Origin of the sequence: Paraburkholderia sp. GAS42 (assembly GCF_050436565.1) — a bacterium.
Lineage (GTDB): Bacteria > Pseudomonadota > Gammaproteobacteria > Burkholderiales > Burkholderiaceae > Paraburkholderia.
Genome location: NZ_JBNDML010000007.1, coordinates 142,414 through 159,455 on the forward strand (window position 1 = coordinate 142,414; position 17,042 = coordinate 159,455).

Here is a 17,042-nt window from a genome sequence, read left to right on the forward strand (position 1 = left end):
GGGACGCAGCGTCCCGCTACCTGTTCAATACCTGCTTCGAGGTCGGCGAGCAATTTAGCGTGGCGGCCATCTGGAGATTCACGGAGGTTTTGAATAAGCTCCTCTCTAGTCATAGCCTGTAAGAATTTTTTGGATCCTATTTCAATCTTCTTAAATCCAAACGGTGCAATGACAACGTACGCGTTATCAGCTCTCTCGACGTCTTCCAGCGATGCTTCTATAACTGCACTTTTATTTTCCATTTTTCACCCCTTTCAATCAGAAAAAAATGAATACGCCTGCACGTCGCCTCTTGAATGCGATATCGAGACCATCGGACTGCCTGTCATCTTCGTGAAAGCATAGATCGTATTGATTGAAAGCCAAGCCGGCCCAGATTGATGAGTGTGCGCTAGCGCACAGAAACGATAGAAATAGAGAGCGGCGCACCGGCCACCCTGCAGACTTTCTTCGAGCCCTTCCGCCCGCATGGGCGAATGACCGAAAATGGGCGATACAGATTGCGAGGACAGAGGGAGATTGACCGTTGTAGTTTGAGAGGAGACCTACGCCGCCCACGTGTCGAGTGACCGTAATGGGGCGGCCACTTTCGGTCATTCGACAGAGGCACAGAAAGGCGCACGCCGGACGGTCGACTCTAGCTCACGCTACCCCCTCAGCAAATGACGGTAGGGCTTTGCGCGCTCCGCGGGACCAATAGCACTTTATGCTTGTCTCTGGCCACCAACAGCGAAGGATTCGCTTTGTGCCGCCGAGTGTTGATTGAGCGGTAATGATCTGATTAAGGCGGAGCGCCGCACACCGACTCGATTAGTGCTATCGCCCGGAAATGCCCACTTCAAAAACGTGGCTCTGATTCCGTGGTGCGTCATGGGGAAAGGTCATTAACATCCATGTGGCGTAGTGGGAAGGCAAGGTCAGCGCTACCATATTCTATGAGGAAGTTCGAATACGGCGAAGTCACGCGGCGAATAGACAATGATCGGATTCCGACTTGTTCCGTCGAGTCTTTCGAAGGAGACCTGTGCAACTAGAAACTCGCTACTTACACGAATTCTGACCCAATACTCGCCTGATTTTTGTACAGTAAGACCAGTCCCCCCTGCCCCTGTCGCAATAAATTCGATGTCGCCGCTATCCGCAACTTGGACTGCTCCGGCGCCGGTGTTTTCGAAAAACTGAATGCGCGCGCGTTCCGTGCTAGCGCCGTTATTGAGGACGTGGACTGCAATTCCGTCGTTGACTAACAATGATACCGTGCTCGTTACGTATTCGAAAGGCATGAAATGTCTCCTTCGTGGAGATACGTTTATGCTGCAACCACGAGCATCATTTTTGGCCAAGTTCACCGTTCATCATTACGGATTGACAAGGGCGTTCGAGCAATGCGCGATCGCTGACGCGGCGGTATGCTAAACGCTTTTGGTTACAAATCCCCTATTCCAACAGGCTCATGCAAATCGGCGCGGGGCGTGATGTTACGTACGCTGACAATCAATTGAAGGTAGGTGTGGGCGGATAGGATGTCAAGGATTCAATCTGTAATCAGGTGTACAAGCCGTGAGACAGGTCTCTGCCCGGTTTCTAGCCAAGTTGACGATACTTGGCCGCGTCACCATCGGATACTTGCCGAAGGACGTATGTTTAAGCTGGTTAGGCTAATCATGGGAACGGCCGCTTCATTGGTCGTTATCGAGCGACCCTATATCGGACCGAGTAGGGCCGATCGCCGGCAGGCAGAGATCGGCCCAAGTTCGGCCGTCGGCGTGCCAGTTTCACTGGACATCCGAGCGTCTGCTGCGCCCCGGAAGCAGACATTTCCCGTTCTAAATGTCTGCCGCACCTGTATCCGCTCCTGCCCTGCTGCAACGGAGGAGCCGTCGCACGAAGGTGGCTTTCAAAAGCTCACATCCGCAGGAAGGCGAGGCTGACAGACTTGGATGCTAAAAACGAGATTGGGCTACCGTTAAGCAGGATCAGGCAGTTACTATCTGCAGTGGCTCAAATTGCAACGGGGGATAGGACGATGCACACAAACATGGACGATGCTAAAGCCAAGTTAGATGCTCTGTGTTCTGCTTGGGCAGGCAATGCGCCGAATATCGAGAACGAAGCCAATACTAGGTTTCACCTAATCGATACCATACTGACTGAGGTGCTTGGATGGGACAAGCTAGGCGACTTCAACTTGGAAGCCTACGGCGAATCCGGGTTTGCCGATTACATCCTGAGTGCTGATAGCCGAGAGCGTATGGTCGTCGAGGCAAAACGCTCGGGTTCAATGCTGGTTGACACGCGTGTGAGTCACGTCCAATACCTAACAGCCAAAAGCAGCGGTCTCAAGTCCGCCCAGCCAGGTCTCTCGCAAGCCCAAGGCTACTGTCTTGACAACGGAGTTCATTTTTCACTATTGACGAATGGGATGGAATGGATTGCATATTGGGCAATTCGAAAAGGGGTGAAACCAGCTGAGGGAAAGGTTATAGTTTTTCCTACGCTAGACTCAATCTCGAACGAATTTCCAATATTCTGGGATCTTTTTTCAAGAGACGCCGTTCTGGAAGAGCGCTATCAAATTCGTATAAAAGAGGCTGAAGGACTGACAATACAGTCAGCTGAAACTCTAAAGCCGATACTCCGCGATGGAGACTACAAGCTTCTCGCTCGATCGAAATTAGCCCACGATCTCGACGGGATGTTCAAACAATTCTTTAGCTCAATGTCAGGGGATACTGATCGAGAGATGGTAGAGAATTGCTTTGTAGAATCGAAAGAAAGCCGTGAAGCTGATATAAGCCTTGAAAAAATATCGAACGCTTTGATAAATCGCTTGGAGTTGATGTCATCTGAATCGGGCGCGGAACTGGTTGAACGTTTAGAAAGCGCAGTCGACTCACAAAATGGTGAATTCGTCCTTATCATTGGAAACAAAGGCGCTGGAAAATCCACCTTCATCAGTCGCTTTTTTAATCAAATTCTGTCAAAACCATTGCTTGAGCGATGCGTCGTATTAACCATAGACGTGGGAACATCGCCGGGTCACAAAGACAGCATAGTCCCGTGGATCGATAAGCAACTACTTGATGCCTTGGAAGTTGCTTTGTTCTCTAATGGGCGAGCGACATACGAACAATTGCAAGGTGTATTTTATAGCGAATATCAGAGATGGCGTGATGGCCCGCATAAGGTACTGTATGGATCGAACAAAGTAGCGTTTAAGGAGAAATTCGGCGATTATCTTGAGCGGATGCGAAAAGATGATCCGCATTCGTACATTCTTGCCCTGCTATCCGATGTGGTCGCAAATCGTAAGAAAATGCCTTGTTTGATATTTGATAACACTGACCACTTTGATGAACAGTTTCAAGAGAAGGTCTTCCAGTACGCCCAATCAATATATCGACGGATTTTCAGTTTTATCATATGTCCGATCACTGATCGAACGATATGGCAACTATCGAAACACGGCCCACTACAGTCGTACGAGACAACTTCCTTTTTCCTGCCAGTGCCGGCAATGAAAGAGGTATTGGCGAAACGCGTAAATTTCATCAAGGATAAAGCAGGTGATGACGAAACGGCCGAGCGGAAAGAGTATTTCTTAAGCAAGGGGATTCGTCTAAGCATAAAAGACATCAAAGCTTTTGCCGCCTGTATAGAAGAAGTTTTCATTGGCAACGAAGGCCAATCAAGGATCATTGGTGGTCTGGCGAATTTCGATGTTCGCAGAAGCCTGCAATTATCCAAGCGGATCATGACATCCCCGCATATAAGGATTGAAGAGCTGATAAAGCTTTACTTCACCGATGGAGCGGTTCAAATCCATCAGCGGCAAGTAAACTATGCCATTTTGTGTGGCGATTCAAATCATTTTAACGTTGATTCTAGCGATTTTGTGCTGGGCATCTATCAAGTTAGTGGTGGTAAAATCACTAGCCCACTTCTTAGGCTTTCCATTCTTAGATTGATGCTGGACATTGAGCAGCGTGCCGATACTGACAATTCACACATCTCACTTGAAAAGATATTTGAATATTTCGACTCTATGGGATTTGCGCGCTCCGCAATTAAAGCTCACGCGCAAGCATTATCGGACGCGCGGTTAGTCGATCCTTATAGTCCGATCGAGGCGGCCCTGAATGAATCCAGCAGGCTTCGAATCACGCCTTCAGGAAAGATTCATCTTGAATGGGGAGTTTCTAACATGAACTATATTATTGAAAACGCTATTGCTACCCCCTTGCGAATTGGCGCAAACAAGGATCGTATTCAATCTCTTTGGGAGGTAAAAGGCAAGATGACGGGCGATTCATGGCGCGAACTGGCCGCAGCGTTTATTTCGTATTGCCTAGACGAAGATGCCGCGTTCTGCTTCGTCCCGTCTACGAATTCATACGATAGTCAAAGGGAGCTTCGAAGCGCTTTGCGTAATCGGTGGATCGGTGGATCATAAATGCACCTGGCGCGCTCTCTACTAAATGACGCAACCCGCGGAATGCTGTTCGAACGGGGTGGCAAAGCTAGGGCCTTCTTACAGTTAGCGGGCCTAAATGGCCGCTCCATACTGGGCCGGTCATCGGTCAAACGATACTTGCACTTGCCACCGGCGGAGCATTGCGACTAGCCATTCCTTGCACGGGCAGTGAGAGCCCAGGAACGTCTCAGCAGTCATCGGTGGATAATCGAGCGGACCACACCTGCTTCCCGGCTCCGGCAAACGATGGCTTGACGCGCAACTCGCGTTGCTCATTCTCGACGCCGCCATCCTTAGTGATACTATTGAAAATGGAGATCCATACCCGGTGAACTTGGTGCTTGACGTGAGAAATAGAATTTAACCAAACGAGGCCATTATGTTTGATCGTCTTTTGGATCGAATCAACCTACATGGAAACACCCCGAAATGGATGAAAATAGTTGAAACATTCAAGCTGAAATATCCACAAGTCAGAATCCACGAAACGACGGTCGTCAATACCATACCACCCGAGCTATTTTTTGTATGCAGAGACGCAAAGGAATATGTCGTTGTTCTGCAAAAAAACAAAAGAGAAATACAATCTATGTTGTCGCACTTCGCTCAATTTGAAAGAGAGAACGCCAGCACTGCCACAGAATTATTGCGGGAAATCAACTTCAGTGGTGCCCTTTGGCGAAACAGGACAGATCTTGGCCTGAACGATGTATTGAGACGGTCCACACTACAGAATGGCGGAATCTTGCTCAATTGGGGTAATTTTGATTACACCTGCAAAGGTGGCGTCGGCGAATTTTGTGGAAATGGCACAATAAACGGCGGGACATTTGTTAGCAATTTTATACTGGGAGAAGACGGGTATCTTTTCGCAAACAAACGATAGAGTGCATCGCCATCCCTACCGTGCGCTCGGCACTTTTTATTCGACTTGTTACCGTGAAAGGCGCCGCCACGACATATAAGCCCCGCATGAAGGAGATCGAGTCGGCCGAGAGCGGATCGACGATGCTGTGTGGCGCAACTATTCGTGAGATCTGCTGTAGCCGGTGCTTTGATCACTCGAGACGCGACGTAGCCGGCGCCTTCAAGGGCGCCCGTTGTTTTGTGAACCTCTCAATGCGTTAGCCGCCCGTCCGAGCCGCGACCGGTCGACCGTTACGGATATAGAGATAGTTTCCGTTGCTATAAACCCCATGCCGAGTTCGCTTCCCGATCCAAACACGGGGCCGCACATTGGTCGCCTGCCGTGAGGACGTCGATGGCCGAGGAACGTCTGACGCGGCCATTCACCCGTCGCTGCCCCAACATCCCCATCCGGGTCGACCTCTGCTGTCTGCGTGGGACGGCAGCCGGCCATGAACCGTCGTTCGCCGGCACCGTCAACAGGGCATCCGGACGTCGGATAAGCCCAGCAAACGGACTTTGAATTTTGGCAGACCGAAGCCGCTTCTCGGCCATACCCGAAATCCATGTACCGGCATCTATGAGGCGGTTGTAGATCGCTTTCCCGATACTCACACCCGGGCGGCCACAAATGTCAGCTATCACTTCGAGCGGATGCGGACTTGAAAACCGCTACAACAGAGTCTACTGATACGAGAACTAACGCGGAGTGACTCCATTAATAAGCATTGCGCCACATCGACCTGACTCAGTAACCCAGTGTTTAAAGATAGCGCAAACCTTTAATTCCTTATTATTTTCGCTTTCTGCCTGATACTTGAAATTGCTGAATCCGTCTGCACAGGTTTGGCCATAGGCGCAGCTGCTATACGGTCCACGTCTACACTCGTTCGGGTCATCTGCAAACCTTCCACCATATTGCACGGACAACGGTCTCTCTACATGATACTTTGAGAGGTCAACTTCCACGCACATCTCGTGACAGTGTGCATGAAGCTCGTCCCCACAATCGGGGTCGTCATTCGGAGACTTAACAGGCACCTTGTTCAACCAGCCTTGCCGATTCATTGTATGTTCTTTTCCGTCGTATAGGTTCCAGTTTCTCGGCTCAACGTACTTTTCTGGCCCTACTTTACCGCTGATTTCAAGGTCGGCCGCAGCGGGTGGAGCCCAGAGCAAAACTGATAACCCGATAACGCCGACCAATCCCAATATGGCTCGGCATGGCAGGTTCCGATTGCAGCAACGCAAGAATAATTTTTTGAAAACGCTTGCCGCTACTACTCCGACGACTCGACGCACTGTAGGTGACATAGCAAGCCTCAGAAACAACTTAAATACGAAAAGCACAATGATTCATTGTGCTCACGAAAGCAATTTTAGTTATCTAATTATGCGCGCATTCGCAAACTGGAGTGGACCCATCGGCGACATTTTGACACTGTGGGTGGCTCCCGTCCGGGCACGAATCGACGGAACAACTCCCTCCAGTTTCGTTGGTAGCCGTGCAGGCTAACGCTGCAGATGACATGAAAGAGGCCACCAAGACAACGACGATTTTAAGATTCATCTCGATCCCCATCGTATTATTAGCAAAATGATTAATACTGTCCCGCAATTAGTGGATTCCTTTATAGTCGCCAAAAATTACGGGTGGCCTTCATCCTGCATTTCTTCGAAGCAGACCTTCCAGATGTTTACGAGGACAGTTCGAAAATGCTAATTGTGCGTAAAGCTCATTGAGGCCGGTTTCGTTGGCTTTGAGACCAACGCGAATTGAGTGAGCCCGACGTCGGAGATGGCCACCGATTTTGCCAGCGTTGTGATTGGACCAGCCCAGACTCCCTCATACAACCGCTTCCGCGTGAATAGATAACCCATGACTGGCTCCCCTGGGAAGACAGTGACTAGGCCCCCATGTAGGGCTGTTCGGATTCAACGGGTACCGCAAAATTCCGAGCAAGAATGGTCCGATAAAGTAAATCGGATGGGACAGCGGAAGCGAACTTGATCCCGTCGGCAAAGGTTCCTTGCTCTTCACTTGTCAGTGGTGGAGTCGCGCCCCGGCAAAGCCCAAGGTACAAGGTTGCCGCCGGCGCTTGAACACTCAACGCATCAAACTTAACGCGCGTGCCGCCCTTGCCAGCAGCCCGGGCATAGGTCCGGTTTATCTTGGTACCAGCAAACGTCCAAGTGCGCGCCTGTCCACCCTCAAGCCTTGACATGAATTGCGAATCCGCCGAAATTGCCAGCTCTTCCGCCAAGGCTGCGAACTCGATCTTTGCCCGCTGAGATAAGTGCACGCCAAGTGTTGCGCCATCGGCAAGTGCCGCGCGAATGCCTTGACAGACAATCTGGCTCAAGCTGCGCGCACTGCCCATCCATCTGGCTTTGCCTCCCTCTTTCGCGGGTTCCAACCAGACCGTGCGTTTGCCCCAGTCAATCTCATTTACAAGCCAACTGCGACCGGCCAGCAAGAGAAGGCGGGGACGAGCCTCACCCGTCAGCACCGTCGGGTCGATATAGCCGACCTCCGCACTGCCGCAGCGCCCGGTCAGAAGTTGGGCACCGCTGAATGAGGCCAGCAGGTCTCGATAGTGGCCTCGGCCGAACTCGCGTTCAGTACGCGGTCCAATGCGGACAAGGCCCTCCGCACTATCCAGGTAGGCCTCGTGAATCATGTGACGGACGAGCGATCTAATTCTGTCAGGCGACAATTCGGGAAAACAACGTGCTAGCAGAGCGACAACTTCATTCAGGGGCCACTCTCCGCGTTCCAATGTGGCCACGAGAATCTGCTGCGCGGCGATGTGCCAAGGCTCTTCTGGCGGGCGCGCGGCTTCGACCCAAGCCTCAGACCAGCGGCGCGTGACGCCCAGCGCCAACAGGAAGGCGTCTTGGCTGGTCGTCAAGAACAGGCAATTGCGCCGGCCGCCTGCTCGTCTACCGGTGCGACCCATGCGCTGCAGGAACGACGACACCGTCGAGGGAGAGTCGATCTGAATTACGCGGTCTAGATCGCCGACATCGATGCCGAGTTCCAGCGTAGATGTCGCGACAATCACGCAGTCTTTCTCTTCACCGAATGCAGCTTCGGCCTGCTTGCGCTCGGACGCGCTGAGCGACGCATGGCTGACAAAGGTTCGCACCTGCCTCGCTCGCAGCATGCTGCTCAGTTGCTCCGCGCTGCTGCGTGAGTCACAGAACACCAGGCGCTTTTCGCCGCGGTGCAAGCGCGAAATAACGGTCGCCGCATTTTCTAGCGTACCGACATGGTCAATTGTGACATCGGCATCAATGCTCACCGAGGCGCTACCAACCACACACCTTTCTCCTACGGGGGCGAACCAATCCAGCAACTCGGCCGGGTTGCTGACGGTTGCAGACAAGCCGATTCGCTGGAGCGGTCGTTCCGTGTAGTGCTCTAGCCGACGCAACACCGAGCGCATGTGCCAGCCACGGTCATCAGCGGCGAAGGCGTGCAACTCGTCGACAATCACGACACGCAGATTCCCGAACCATGTGGGGCGGTCCACTCTGACGGAAATCAGCATCGCCTCGAGCGATTCCGGCGTTGTCAGCAAGATGTCCGGAGCCTCTTTCAGCGCTTTCTTCTTGCGTGACTGCGACACGTCGCCGTGCCAGACCTCTACCGTGCGCCCCACGAGCCCTGCGTAGTGGGTCAGCCGATGCTCAAGATTGTTCAGTAGGGCCTTGATGGGACAGATGTACAGGACACTCGTACCTGGCCAGGACTCCTTCAGCATCCGCGACAGGATGGGGATGGCGGCCGCTTCTGTCTTACCACCGGCTGTCGGCGCCAATAGCAGGCAGTGCAAACCGGCATGAATCGGCGGGATTGCAGCCAACTGCGTGGGACGCAGCGTGCTCCAGCCCAACGTGTTGACCACGTGGTACTGGAGGGATGGGTGCAATTGCTCGAATTCGCTCACAGCTCAATGTCATCCACGGAGTTTGCGCTCGCCGCCGCCCGCTCGATGGCAGACATCTCAGATTCGGCCAAGGTCAGCGAATAGTGCTGGCGCGGGTCGAAGTCCGCATGCAGATCCACGCGATCAAGTACATCTGCGACGAGCTTCTTCAGGAACAGGCGCGGCGCCACGCCCACCTTCCCTCCAAGACCACCCGCCACAGCCCGTGCCAAGGCATCCAGGTAGCTGTCATCGACAACGGCGCGAAGGCGCTGCTCGTGCTCGCGCCCTGCCGCGTAAATGTCGCGCACACGGCGCCCCACTGACAGCAGTGCGCTGTGGTCGAAAGGCGCCAATCGGATCTGGACCGCCCTGGGGTTGTCGAATCTGCGGTCCGTACCGAAGTCCACATGCAACCGTTGAGCGAGCGGCGCAAGCCGCTGGACGCCCTGCGGACCATCAAAGAACGCAGGGGTTCCGGTGATCACCAGATATAGACCTGGGTAGCGGCCTGCATCGATCTCGTCGATCCATTGCCTCAGCGCATTAAGACCCTTTTCGCGCGTGTCGGTGCGCATGCGCTGAAGCGTTTCCACCTCATCCAGCACCATCACGAGCCCGGCAAAGCCGCTGTCCCGCAGGATAGTGAGCATGCCGACGAGGAAGTTGCTTGCGCCAAAGTGATCCAAATCGCCCTTGATGCCGGCTGCGCGCTTCACGCTGGCCGCCACGTTGGGCTGGCCGGCCAGCCAGCTGATCAGGCCGTCGGCCAGCATGCCGTCGTTGTTGGCCGATGCCTGCCGGTAAGTGCGCAGCACTGCCGAGAAGGCCGGCGCCGTCTTGCTGATGGCACTGAGTCGCGCTTCCATCAGCGCATCCGTTCGCTGCAGCAAGCCTTGAGCATCGTCCGGGTCCACGGCCGGGTCAGCCAGGACATCTTGCTCCAGGGCGTAGAACCATCCGTCGATCACGCCTCTGAATGCGCCGCCGGCCATGTCAGCCGTGCCGAGGTGTTCCACCAACCGCCGGTAGACGGTCTCTAGCCGATGAAGCGGCGTCTCGCTTTCGTTGATCTGAACTTCGGTCGCCGCGAAGCCTCGCGAGCGGGCGCGCTCTTGCAGCCAGCGGCCAAAGAACGTCTTCCCGGTGCCGTATTCGCCACGCACTGCCTTGAACCCACCGCGCCCGGAAGCCACCGATTCAAGCTCTTCGGTGAGCGTGGGTCCAAAGGTCTCAATGCCTACGGCCAAGGCATCCAGGCCACTGCCTGGCACAGTGCCGCGGCGTAGCGCACTGACAATGTCCTCCCTGCGTGCTTCACTGATCATCGCGCCTCTCCTGTGCGGGGCAACTTGAACTGCTGCTGCAGCAAGGCAATGTTAAGTTCGACCGAGCCAGTAGCTTCATCGACAGTGAGCACCGCCGCCTGGTCTACGTTTAGCATGCGCCGAACTGCACTCAGCAGCCCCCCTATACGCACCTCTACCAGCGCAAGGCGATTCGCCAATGCCGTCCGGGATAGCTTCCCGCCACGCTCGGCAAGCGCCTCTAGCAGCAATCGCATTTTGTCGTCTGGCAAAGCCACACGTGCCGCCAGTTGCCGCTGCGACGCATAGATTGGACTGGACAACAGCCCGCCGATCCAGTCATAAACGGCCCCCTCCTGCGCTGCTGAGGGCTGCAAATCGACCAACGCAAAGAGTCCAGGCTGCGCCTCCGTCTCCGCTGACTTCTTGCGAGTCGGCCTTGGCTGCTGCACCGCAGTTGCGGACTTCCTGGCCTGCAGGATGGGCGGAAGCTCCCACCATTCCGGCAGGTTTGGTGGCGCAGGGCTCCAACCCGCAAGGCTTGCCCCCACTGGAACAAACACGCTCAGCGGCACCGTGACCTCCTGGGGCGATATCCCGCCGTGGTAGCCGTTCTTGCGACCCGCATAGCGGCTACTTTCTCCCCACAGGCAGACCACCGCGTTGGAACCGTCACCGGTGACTACCCGCCCGCCACTGACCGCAACCTCCTGTGAAGACGCGGCGGTCTTGCCCGGCCGCCAACGGTCACTTTCACCGCCAGGAACCAAAGTCGTCCCATCCTCCAGCAGGTGGCCGTGATCCGCAGTGATCACCACCACGCGTTTGGCTTCCCGGGCTTCCCGTAACAAGGGCAGCAAGTGCCGAAGGTCTTCCAGAGCCCAGCGCTGGTTGAGTTGGTCGGGACCGCTGAGATGGTCATCGATCGCGTTGTAGACCACGCCCACGACCCGCTGGCGCTGATTAGAGATGGCTGCCCTGACCTCCGGAGAGAGATTGCCAGCATCAGTCAGGTCTCCCTTGTGAAAGAGCTTCGGTGGCTGTTCAGCCCGACTGTGCGCCAGCAAGGCCGCGTGAGCTGCGAATCCCGGTTTCTCCTGCCCTTGCGTGCCAATCGTCAAACGGCCACACAACAAGCTGGCGCGACTCACCTCGGTGACGGTGGGGACCGCTGCGACGCCAACCAGCGGTTTACCCAGATTCGTTGGCACCAGCTCTGTCCAGCCTTGCCCGGCCACCCGAGAGAACAGCTCGCGAAAAATGCTGTTGCTTAAGCCGTCCATCACCAGTAACAGCGTCGGCTGCGCTGCCGCAATCGGAGCCAGCACCTTGTCCAGAACTCGCTCAAGCGGAACGACGCGCCCGTTGTCCGCCGACGTGTGTGCATTCCATTGCATCAAAGAGTGGGCAAATGGTTTGGCGAACGTGTCGCGTCGAGCAATGGCCGCCTGCCGGCATGCAGCATAGGCGTCAGACAGTTCAGTCAGCTCGTCTCCGCCCAGGAGCCTGAACCTGGCCCAGTCGACATAGGCGCCTTGGTCGGCTTGCCATTCGACCGAGTCGGGCAGTGACTTCCCAGAGGCCATCGGGCTGAGCAGCCAACGCGCCAGGCGTCGCGCCATCTCGACGCGCTCCATGCGCGTCTTCTGGTCGTTCATCAGCGCATGCTTGAGCGCCCGATCGGCCTGAACCTCTACCTGCTCGAGATTACCCTCACTGGGCTCGACGGCGTGAGCGCTCAACGCTAGGGCAAACCCCGTCAAGCGCTGATCAAGCGCCGACGGAAGCACATCGCTCAGCTGTGCAAACTCGGAAATGCGAAGGTCACGCAACAAGGCATCGGCACGATCCAGCATGGGCCGGCAGGCCTCCAAGCCCAAGCTCCGAACCGCTTGTTCCGCCGCGGTAGCCCACGCCCGGCCTTCAGCGACGCCAACATGCCTGTCGTTTACGAAGCGCTCCAGGCGAATCGCCGCCTGGCCCAGTGCGACCTGTCCCTCACCATCGGCGGCGAAGATGACGCCACTGACTAGTCCCAAAGGCAGCGCATCGCTTGTGCAGGCCGCTTCAACGCAACCCAGCACCATGGCGCCCGCCATGCCGGCAGCTTCTGCAAGCCAAGATACGATGTCCGATCGCATCGATACGGGCAAGGGACCCAGCCTCGGGTCTGCATCCGGGGTGATCGACCACCGGAGCAATGCCACGGCGTCCGGCCGTGCCGTCTCGATCCCGAGAAACCGCGCGAGCACCTCTCGCCAAGCCGTCTCCAGATCGAGGAATCCATTGGCTACAGGTTGATAGGCTCCCTGTGATGCACCATCGATCAATGCTTGTGGCATCCAGGCAAATCTACCGAGCCGGGCATCGGTCTCCTTGGCCTCGAACATCAATCGAACGATGTCCCATCCCTCCGGCTGGAACACACGGGCTCGGGCGAGCCGCGCAGCAATGTCTTCAGCAACTTCGTGCGTCGACAAGGGTGTGATGACGACCATACCAAACTCGGCCGGGTCCTGAAGCTCGAATTCGCACAGAGCTTCGCGGATGGCCAGCGACGACTCGCACCAACGCAGTTTAAATTGCCGGCCATGCTGCGAGACGACATCAGGCCAAACTTGCTTGGCGCCCGCGCGAATCGCGATGGCCTGCGCCGTCGGGTCGCTCGCCAGCACCCGTTCGAGCTGTGCCGTGATCTGCGGCGTTGACAAACTCATAGCTGAGTTCCCTTGCGCAGCAGGCGCCAGCTAAGTGTCAACTCCAGGTCACGCTCGTTGGCCACGCGCGCCTTCAGTTCTTCCAGCGCAGCCACCGCATCTGTGCCACTCAAGTGCAATTCCTGCTTCTCATCCACTATTTGTGGCGCTAGGTTGGCCGGTAGCGGTGAGATCGTCACAGGTGCCGGTGTGGGTGCCGGCACACCCGGCGTGGACGTGGGGGCTGGAACAGGAGTCGGCGCAGGCGTAGGGGCGGGAGCTGTCAGCAGTTGCATGGCATCGCGCCCCAGCTCATCGAGCCGGCCTTTCAAGGCAATCACGTGCTCGTCGCTGGTCAGCACTTCAGCGAGGCGCCTCACGATAATCTGCGCGGCCTCAGCCCGATGGTCTTGCAGATTTCGCACTCCATCGAAGAGCTGCCAATTACCCGAAGTCAGTGCATCAGCACAGGCCTTCGCCTGCCCCAAGGTACGGCCAACGGCGGCCTCCGAGGTTTGCAGATCTGCAGTCGCAAGCGATGCAACAACGTCAGTTTCGGTAGCTTGGGTCAGAGCGGCTAACAACGCCTGAGCAGACTCTGCGGTTTGCTGGCGAGCTCCCGTCGCGCCAGCTGCGTAGCGACTCGACCTATCTCGCACCTGGACCACCAGGTGCGTCACCACATCCCGCTTCTCACCGGCCCGCTGCTTCACCTCATCCACCAACTTTCCCACGTTGGCGGCATTGAGCGTCTGGCCCAAGGTCAGGCCAAACAAGCTGGACGCGCGCTGTAGCGCGATCTCCCAGTGGCCGGTATTGGGCAGCGATTGCTCCCGCAATTCCAGCTCGTCAGGCAAGCTGTCCACCGATGGCTCAAAGGGCCCACCACGCATCGTGAAGCGGCGGTTGGTTGACGCAGCGAAAGCCAGGATGATCAGGTTCTGCAACTCAAGCGGCAGCCCCATGGGCGTTGGTGTGTCGATCCACTGCCGCAACTTGGCCGCGGTAATTGGGCCGCCGCCGTCGCGCGCATGGCTTTGCGAGAAGCGAGATTGCCAATGTGGCTCGATCAACAGGTGTGTCTCGCCCATCTGCCCCAATTGGCAGGGGTTCACCACCGCACGCACCAGCTTGCGGATGCCGGCGTCCTGAACCAGCCCGCGGTGCCCCGGTGCTTCGATGGCCTTTTGCACCTCCGGCCAGATCTTGCGAATGACGATCGGCTTGATCTCGGTATCGAACTCGGGGTGGGCCGGATACTGATGGGCGAACAACTGCCCCAGCAGACTCTCGAACGCAGACTTGAAGTCCGCGCCCACCGGCGGCCGCGGCGACAGGGTCGGGTCCAGCGAGCGGAACTGCTGGTCCGCCGTCAGCGGGTTGCTGACCGCGTCGCGGGGCTCGGTGCTAATGCCATAGGCCACTTCCAGCTGCGAACGCAGTTTGATGCGCAGTTGGTCAAGCTGATTACGGGCCAACGCTTTCGCCTGCACGCGATCCACAAACGACAGGTGACCCGCATAGGTCTCGAAGCGATCCCCCTGGAGGATGTAGTCCAGCACGACCAGGCGGCCCAGATCAGCCAGCGCCTTGTTGCTCAGGAAGGAAGGAATCCACAACAAGGTCTTGGTGTCCCCTCCCCGGTATTCCGTGAGTCGCGCCAAATCGTCGGCCGGGCCAAAGTTCGGATCGTCAAACGGGAAGTCCAGCACCACCGTCCACGTGCCCGACCGACCACGCAGACGCTCATCAGTCATTTCGCGGACGTTCTCATACAGCAGTTCGACTTCACGTCGCGTGCCGCGCCAGTTGAACTCGTAGGTGTTGAACAGGTCACCCGTGTCTGCGATCTCCAGTTCTTTGAACAGCGCTTCACGAATCCGCCTGCGGCGGTTGCCCGGATTGTCATTGGCCTCGGCCGCGCGCAGGATCGGCTCGATGTCAATGCCGGTCACCTGCAGCGAGATCACCGGCTGCAAGTCTTCGGTGATCTTGATCTCTCCGATCTCGCTGGCCCAATCGCGACATTTGCGAATAATGTCAGCACCCTCACGTCCCTGAATCGGCGACTTGAACGTACCGTGATTCAGAGCCGCCAATCGAGGGCCGGTCAATGCTTTCAACGCTTCGACTTCCGGCACCAGAGCGCTGAGTAGCAGCGTCTTCAACAGACGGGCATCGTTGCGAAGGTTTTTCGCCGCCGCGGGGTCGGCCTGGCCCAGCTTGATGGCCTCCCAGGTGACGTTGTGCTGCCGCTCCAGCATGGGCAACAAGCGCTGGTTGTACAAACGCTTGGCGTTCTCGAAGTGCAGGCGCATGCCTTCGCTAAAGGGCTCATCGCCCTCGGCGATGGCGTCAAACAGGTCGCCCACGGGAATCAGCTGGCCAAGTTCAAGATCTGCTCGACGGTCCACCAGCAGTTGAAGCATCAGCTTGAGCGCCGTGCGCTCCCGCTGCAGGGCAGCCGATACGGCAATCAAGGTCTGGACCAAAGCCGGCGAAAACGGGTACACCTTGCGGAACATCTCCCGGTCCGCCGTGGTGGTCAACAGCGTATCCAGCACGTCCTTGCGGATCTTCAGCACGTCGTCGAAAGTGCTCTGCAGCGTCTGCCGCGCAGCCTCATCCACCGGGCGCAGCACCCGCTTCTCGGCGATAGCCGGCAGGTTGCGGTCTTCCAGGGTGATGCGGTGGAAGCGTGCCTCCCAGTGCTTCAGCACATCGCCGAATTGCACCTGCACCGAGCCCGCCAGATTCTCACCCACCAGATCACGCAGGTCACGCTGCCGCGCTACAAAGCTGATCAGCGGGATGGGCCGGTCAGCATTGGTGGCCTCCACCAGCTTGACCAGCTTGGTGCCCTCGCGGCTAACGAAGTTGACGTCGGCGGCATGGCTGGCCAGCCACAGCACCAGTTCGTCCAGGAACAGAATGACTGCGTCGTAGCCCAAAGCTTTGGCATGCCGGCTCATGATGCTCAAACCATCGTCGAGCGACACGAATGACTCGCCACTGCCCGCCAAGGACCGGTACGCCGAGAAGAACTGTGTGATCAAATCTCCTACCAGGCGCGAGCGTTCTTCGCCGTTGGGCGCCTCCAGCATCGCAGCCTCAAAGGCAATGGCATCCCAGCCACTTTCGAATGCGCCCCAGCCACCGCCTCCACCGCTACCACTGATGGCCCCATCATTGAGCTTGGCAAAGAAGGCGTCGTCCCCCATGCGGTCCCGCAGTTCGCTGGCATCCTTGAACAGGCCTTCCGCAAGATAAAAGCCCGGCACCGGTGCATCCGGATGCTTCTTGCGGACGAACTCGGCGTACTGGCCGAGAATGGCCGACTCCATGTCCCGCGCGCCGATCATGTGGTATGGCACCAGCAAGAACTTCCGCCCTTCGGTCCAAGCATGGCGGGCCACCACATCAGCCAGATCAGGGGTTGCGCGGGCTTGGGTGTTGCCAGCCAGAAGCAGGTTCAGCACAGCCATGAAGTGACTCTTACCTGAACCGAAACTGCCATGCAGGTAGGCGGCCTTGCTGCCGCCGGTTTGCACTGCTTGCTGGATGAAGCCCAGCGCATTGGCAAAGGCATCCACCAATTGCGGCGTGACGACGTAGTCACGTAGAGTTTGCTCGGGCTCGGTCACGCCCTTGGACAGTTGCAGGACGAAGTCGCCCTGGTGCACCCGCTCGGGGATAGCGATGAGGTCTTTCAGCAGCGTCATTGTTG

Annotated in this window: 7 protein-coding genes; 2 read left to right on the plus strand and 5 right to left on the minus strand. The window is 56.8% G+C overall.

Annotation, left to right across the window (positions count from 1 at the left end; genetic code table 11):
• Window positions 1-923: 923 nt before the first annotated feature.
• Window positions 924-1,283 (minus strand): hypothetical protein, encoded by a 360-nt coding sequence (locus P3T16_RS13050; RefSeq protein WP_429342612.1) that lies wholly within the window; start codon window positions 1,281-1,283, stop codon window positions 924-926.
• Window positions 1,284-2,038: 755 nt separating this feature from the next.
• Here P3T16_RS13050 and P3T16_RS13055 point away from each other — a divergent pair.
• Together P3T16_RS13055 and P3T16_RS13060 are read left to right on the plus strand one after the other, a co-directional pair.
• On the plus strand, window positions 2,039-4,453 hold the full coding sequence (locus tag P3T16_RS13055; protein WP_429342613.1) for a hypothetical protein: 2,415 nt from the start codon (window positions 2,039-2,041) through the stop codon (window positions 4,451-4,453).
• A gap of 400 nt (window positions 4,454-4,853) precedes the next feature.
• On the plus strand, window positions 4,854-5,360 hold the full coding sequence (locus P3T16_RS13060) for a hypothetical protein (protein ID WP_429342614.1): 507 nt from the start codon (window positions 4,854-4,856) through the stop codon (window positions 5,358-5,360).
• 1,927 nt (window positions 5,361-7,287) lie between these two features.
• On the opposite strand, the gene P3T16_RS13065 is transcribed toward P3T16_RS13060, so the two are convergent.
• The 4 genes from P3T16_RS13065 to P3T16_RS13080 are packed head-to-tail and all read right to left on the minus strand — an operon-like array spanning window position 7,288 to window position 17,037.
• Window positions 7,288-9,333, minus strand: a complete 2,046-nt coding sequence (locus tag P3T16_RS13065; protein WP_429342615.1) for a DEAD/DEAH box helicase — start codon at window positions 9,331-9,333, stop codon at window positions 7,288-7,290.
• Window positions 9,330-10,640 (minus strand): BREX system ATP-binding protein BrxD, encoded by a 1,311-nt coding sequence (gene brxD, locus P3T16_RS13070; RefSeq protein ID WP_429342616.1) that lies wholly within the window; start codon window positions 10,638-10,640, stop codon window positions 9,330-9,332. The genes P3T16_RS13065 and brxD overlap by 4 nt, the downstream gene beginning before the upstream one ends.
• On the minus strand, window positions 10,637-13,336 hold the full coding sequence (gene pglZ, locus P3T16_RS13075; protein WP_429342617.1) for a BREX-2 system phosphatase PglZ: 2,700 nt from the start codon (window positions 13,334-13,336) through the stop codon (window positions 10,637-10,639). Before pglZ ends, brxD begins: the two co-directional genes overlap by 4 nt.
• Window positions 13,333-17,037, minus strand: a complete 3,705-nt coding sequence (locus P3T16_RS13080) for a phage resistance protein (RefSeq protein ID WP_429342618.1) — start codon at window positions 17,035-17,037, stop codon at window positions 13,333-13,335. The genes pglZ and P3T16_RS13080 overlap by 4 nt, the downstream gene beginning before the upstream one ends.
• Window positions 17,038-17,042 lie beyond the last annotated feature (5 nt).

What these genes read in the sequence shown, in the direction of transcription:
- P3T16_RS13050 (WP_429342612.1), bottom strand. Translation starts at nt 1,283, where the DNA reads ATGCCTTTCGAATACGTAACGAGCACGGTATCATTGTTAGTCAACGAC.
- P3T16_RS13055 (WP_429342613.1), top strand. Translation starts at nt 2,039, where the DNA reads ATGGACGATGCTAAAGCCAAGTTAGATGCTCTGTGTTCTGCTTGGGCA.
- P3T16_RS13060 (WP_429342614.1), top strand. Translation starts at nt 4,854, where the DNA reads ATGTTTGATCGTCTTTTGGATCGAATCAACCTACATGGAAACACCCCG.
- P3T16_RS13080 (WP_429342618.1), bottom strand. Translation starts at nt 17,037, where the DNA reads ATGACGCTGCTGAAAGACCTCATCGCTATCCCCGAGCGGGTGCACCAG.
- brxD (WP_429342616.1), bottom strand. Translation starts at nt 10,640, where the DNA reads ATGATCAGTGAAGCACGCAGGGAGGACATTGTCAGTGCGCTACGCCGC.
- pglZ (WP_429342617.1), bottom strand. Translation starts at nt 13,336, where the DNA reads ATGAGTTTGTCAACGCCGCAGATCACGGCACAGCTCGAACGGGTGCTG.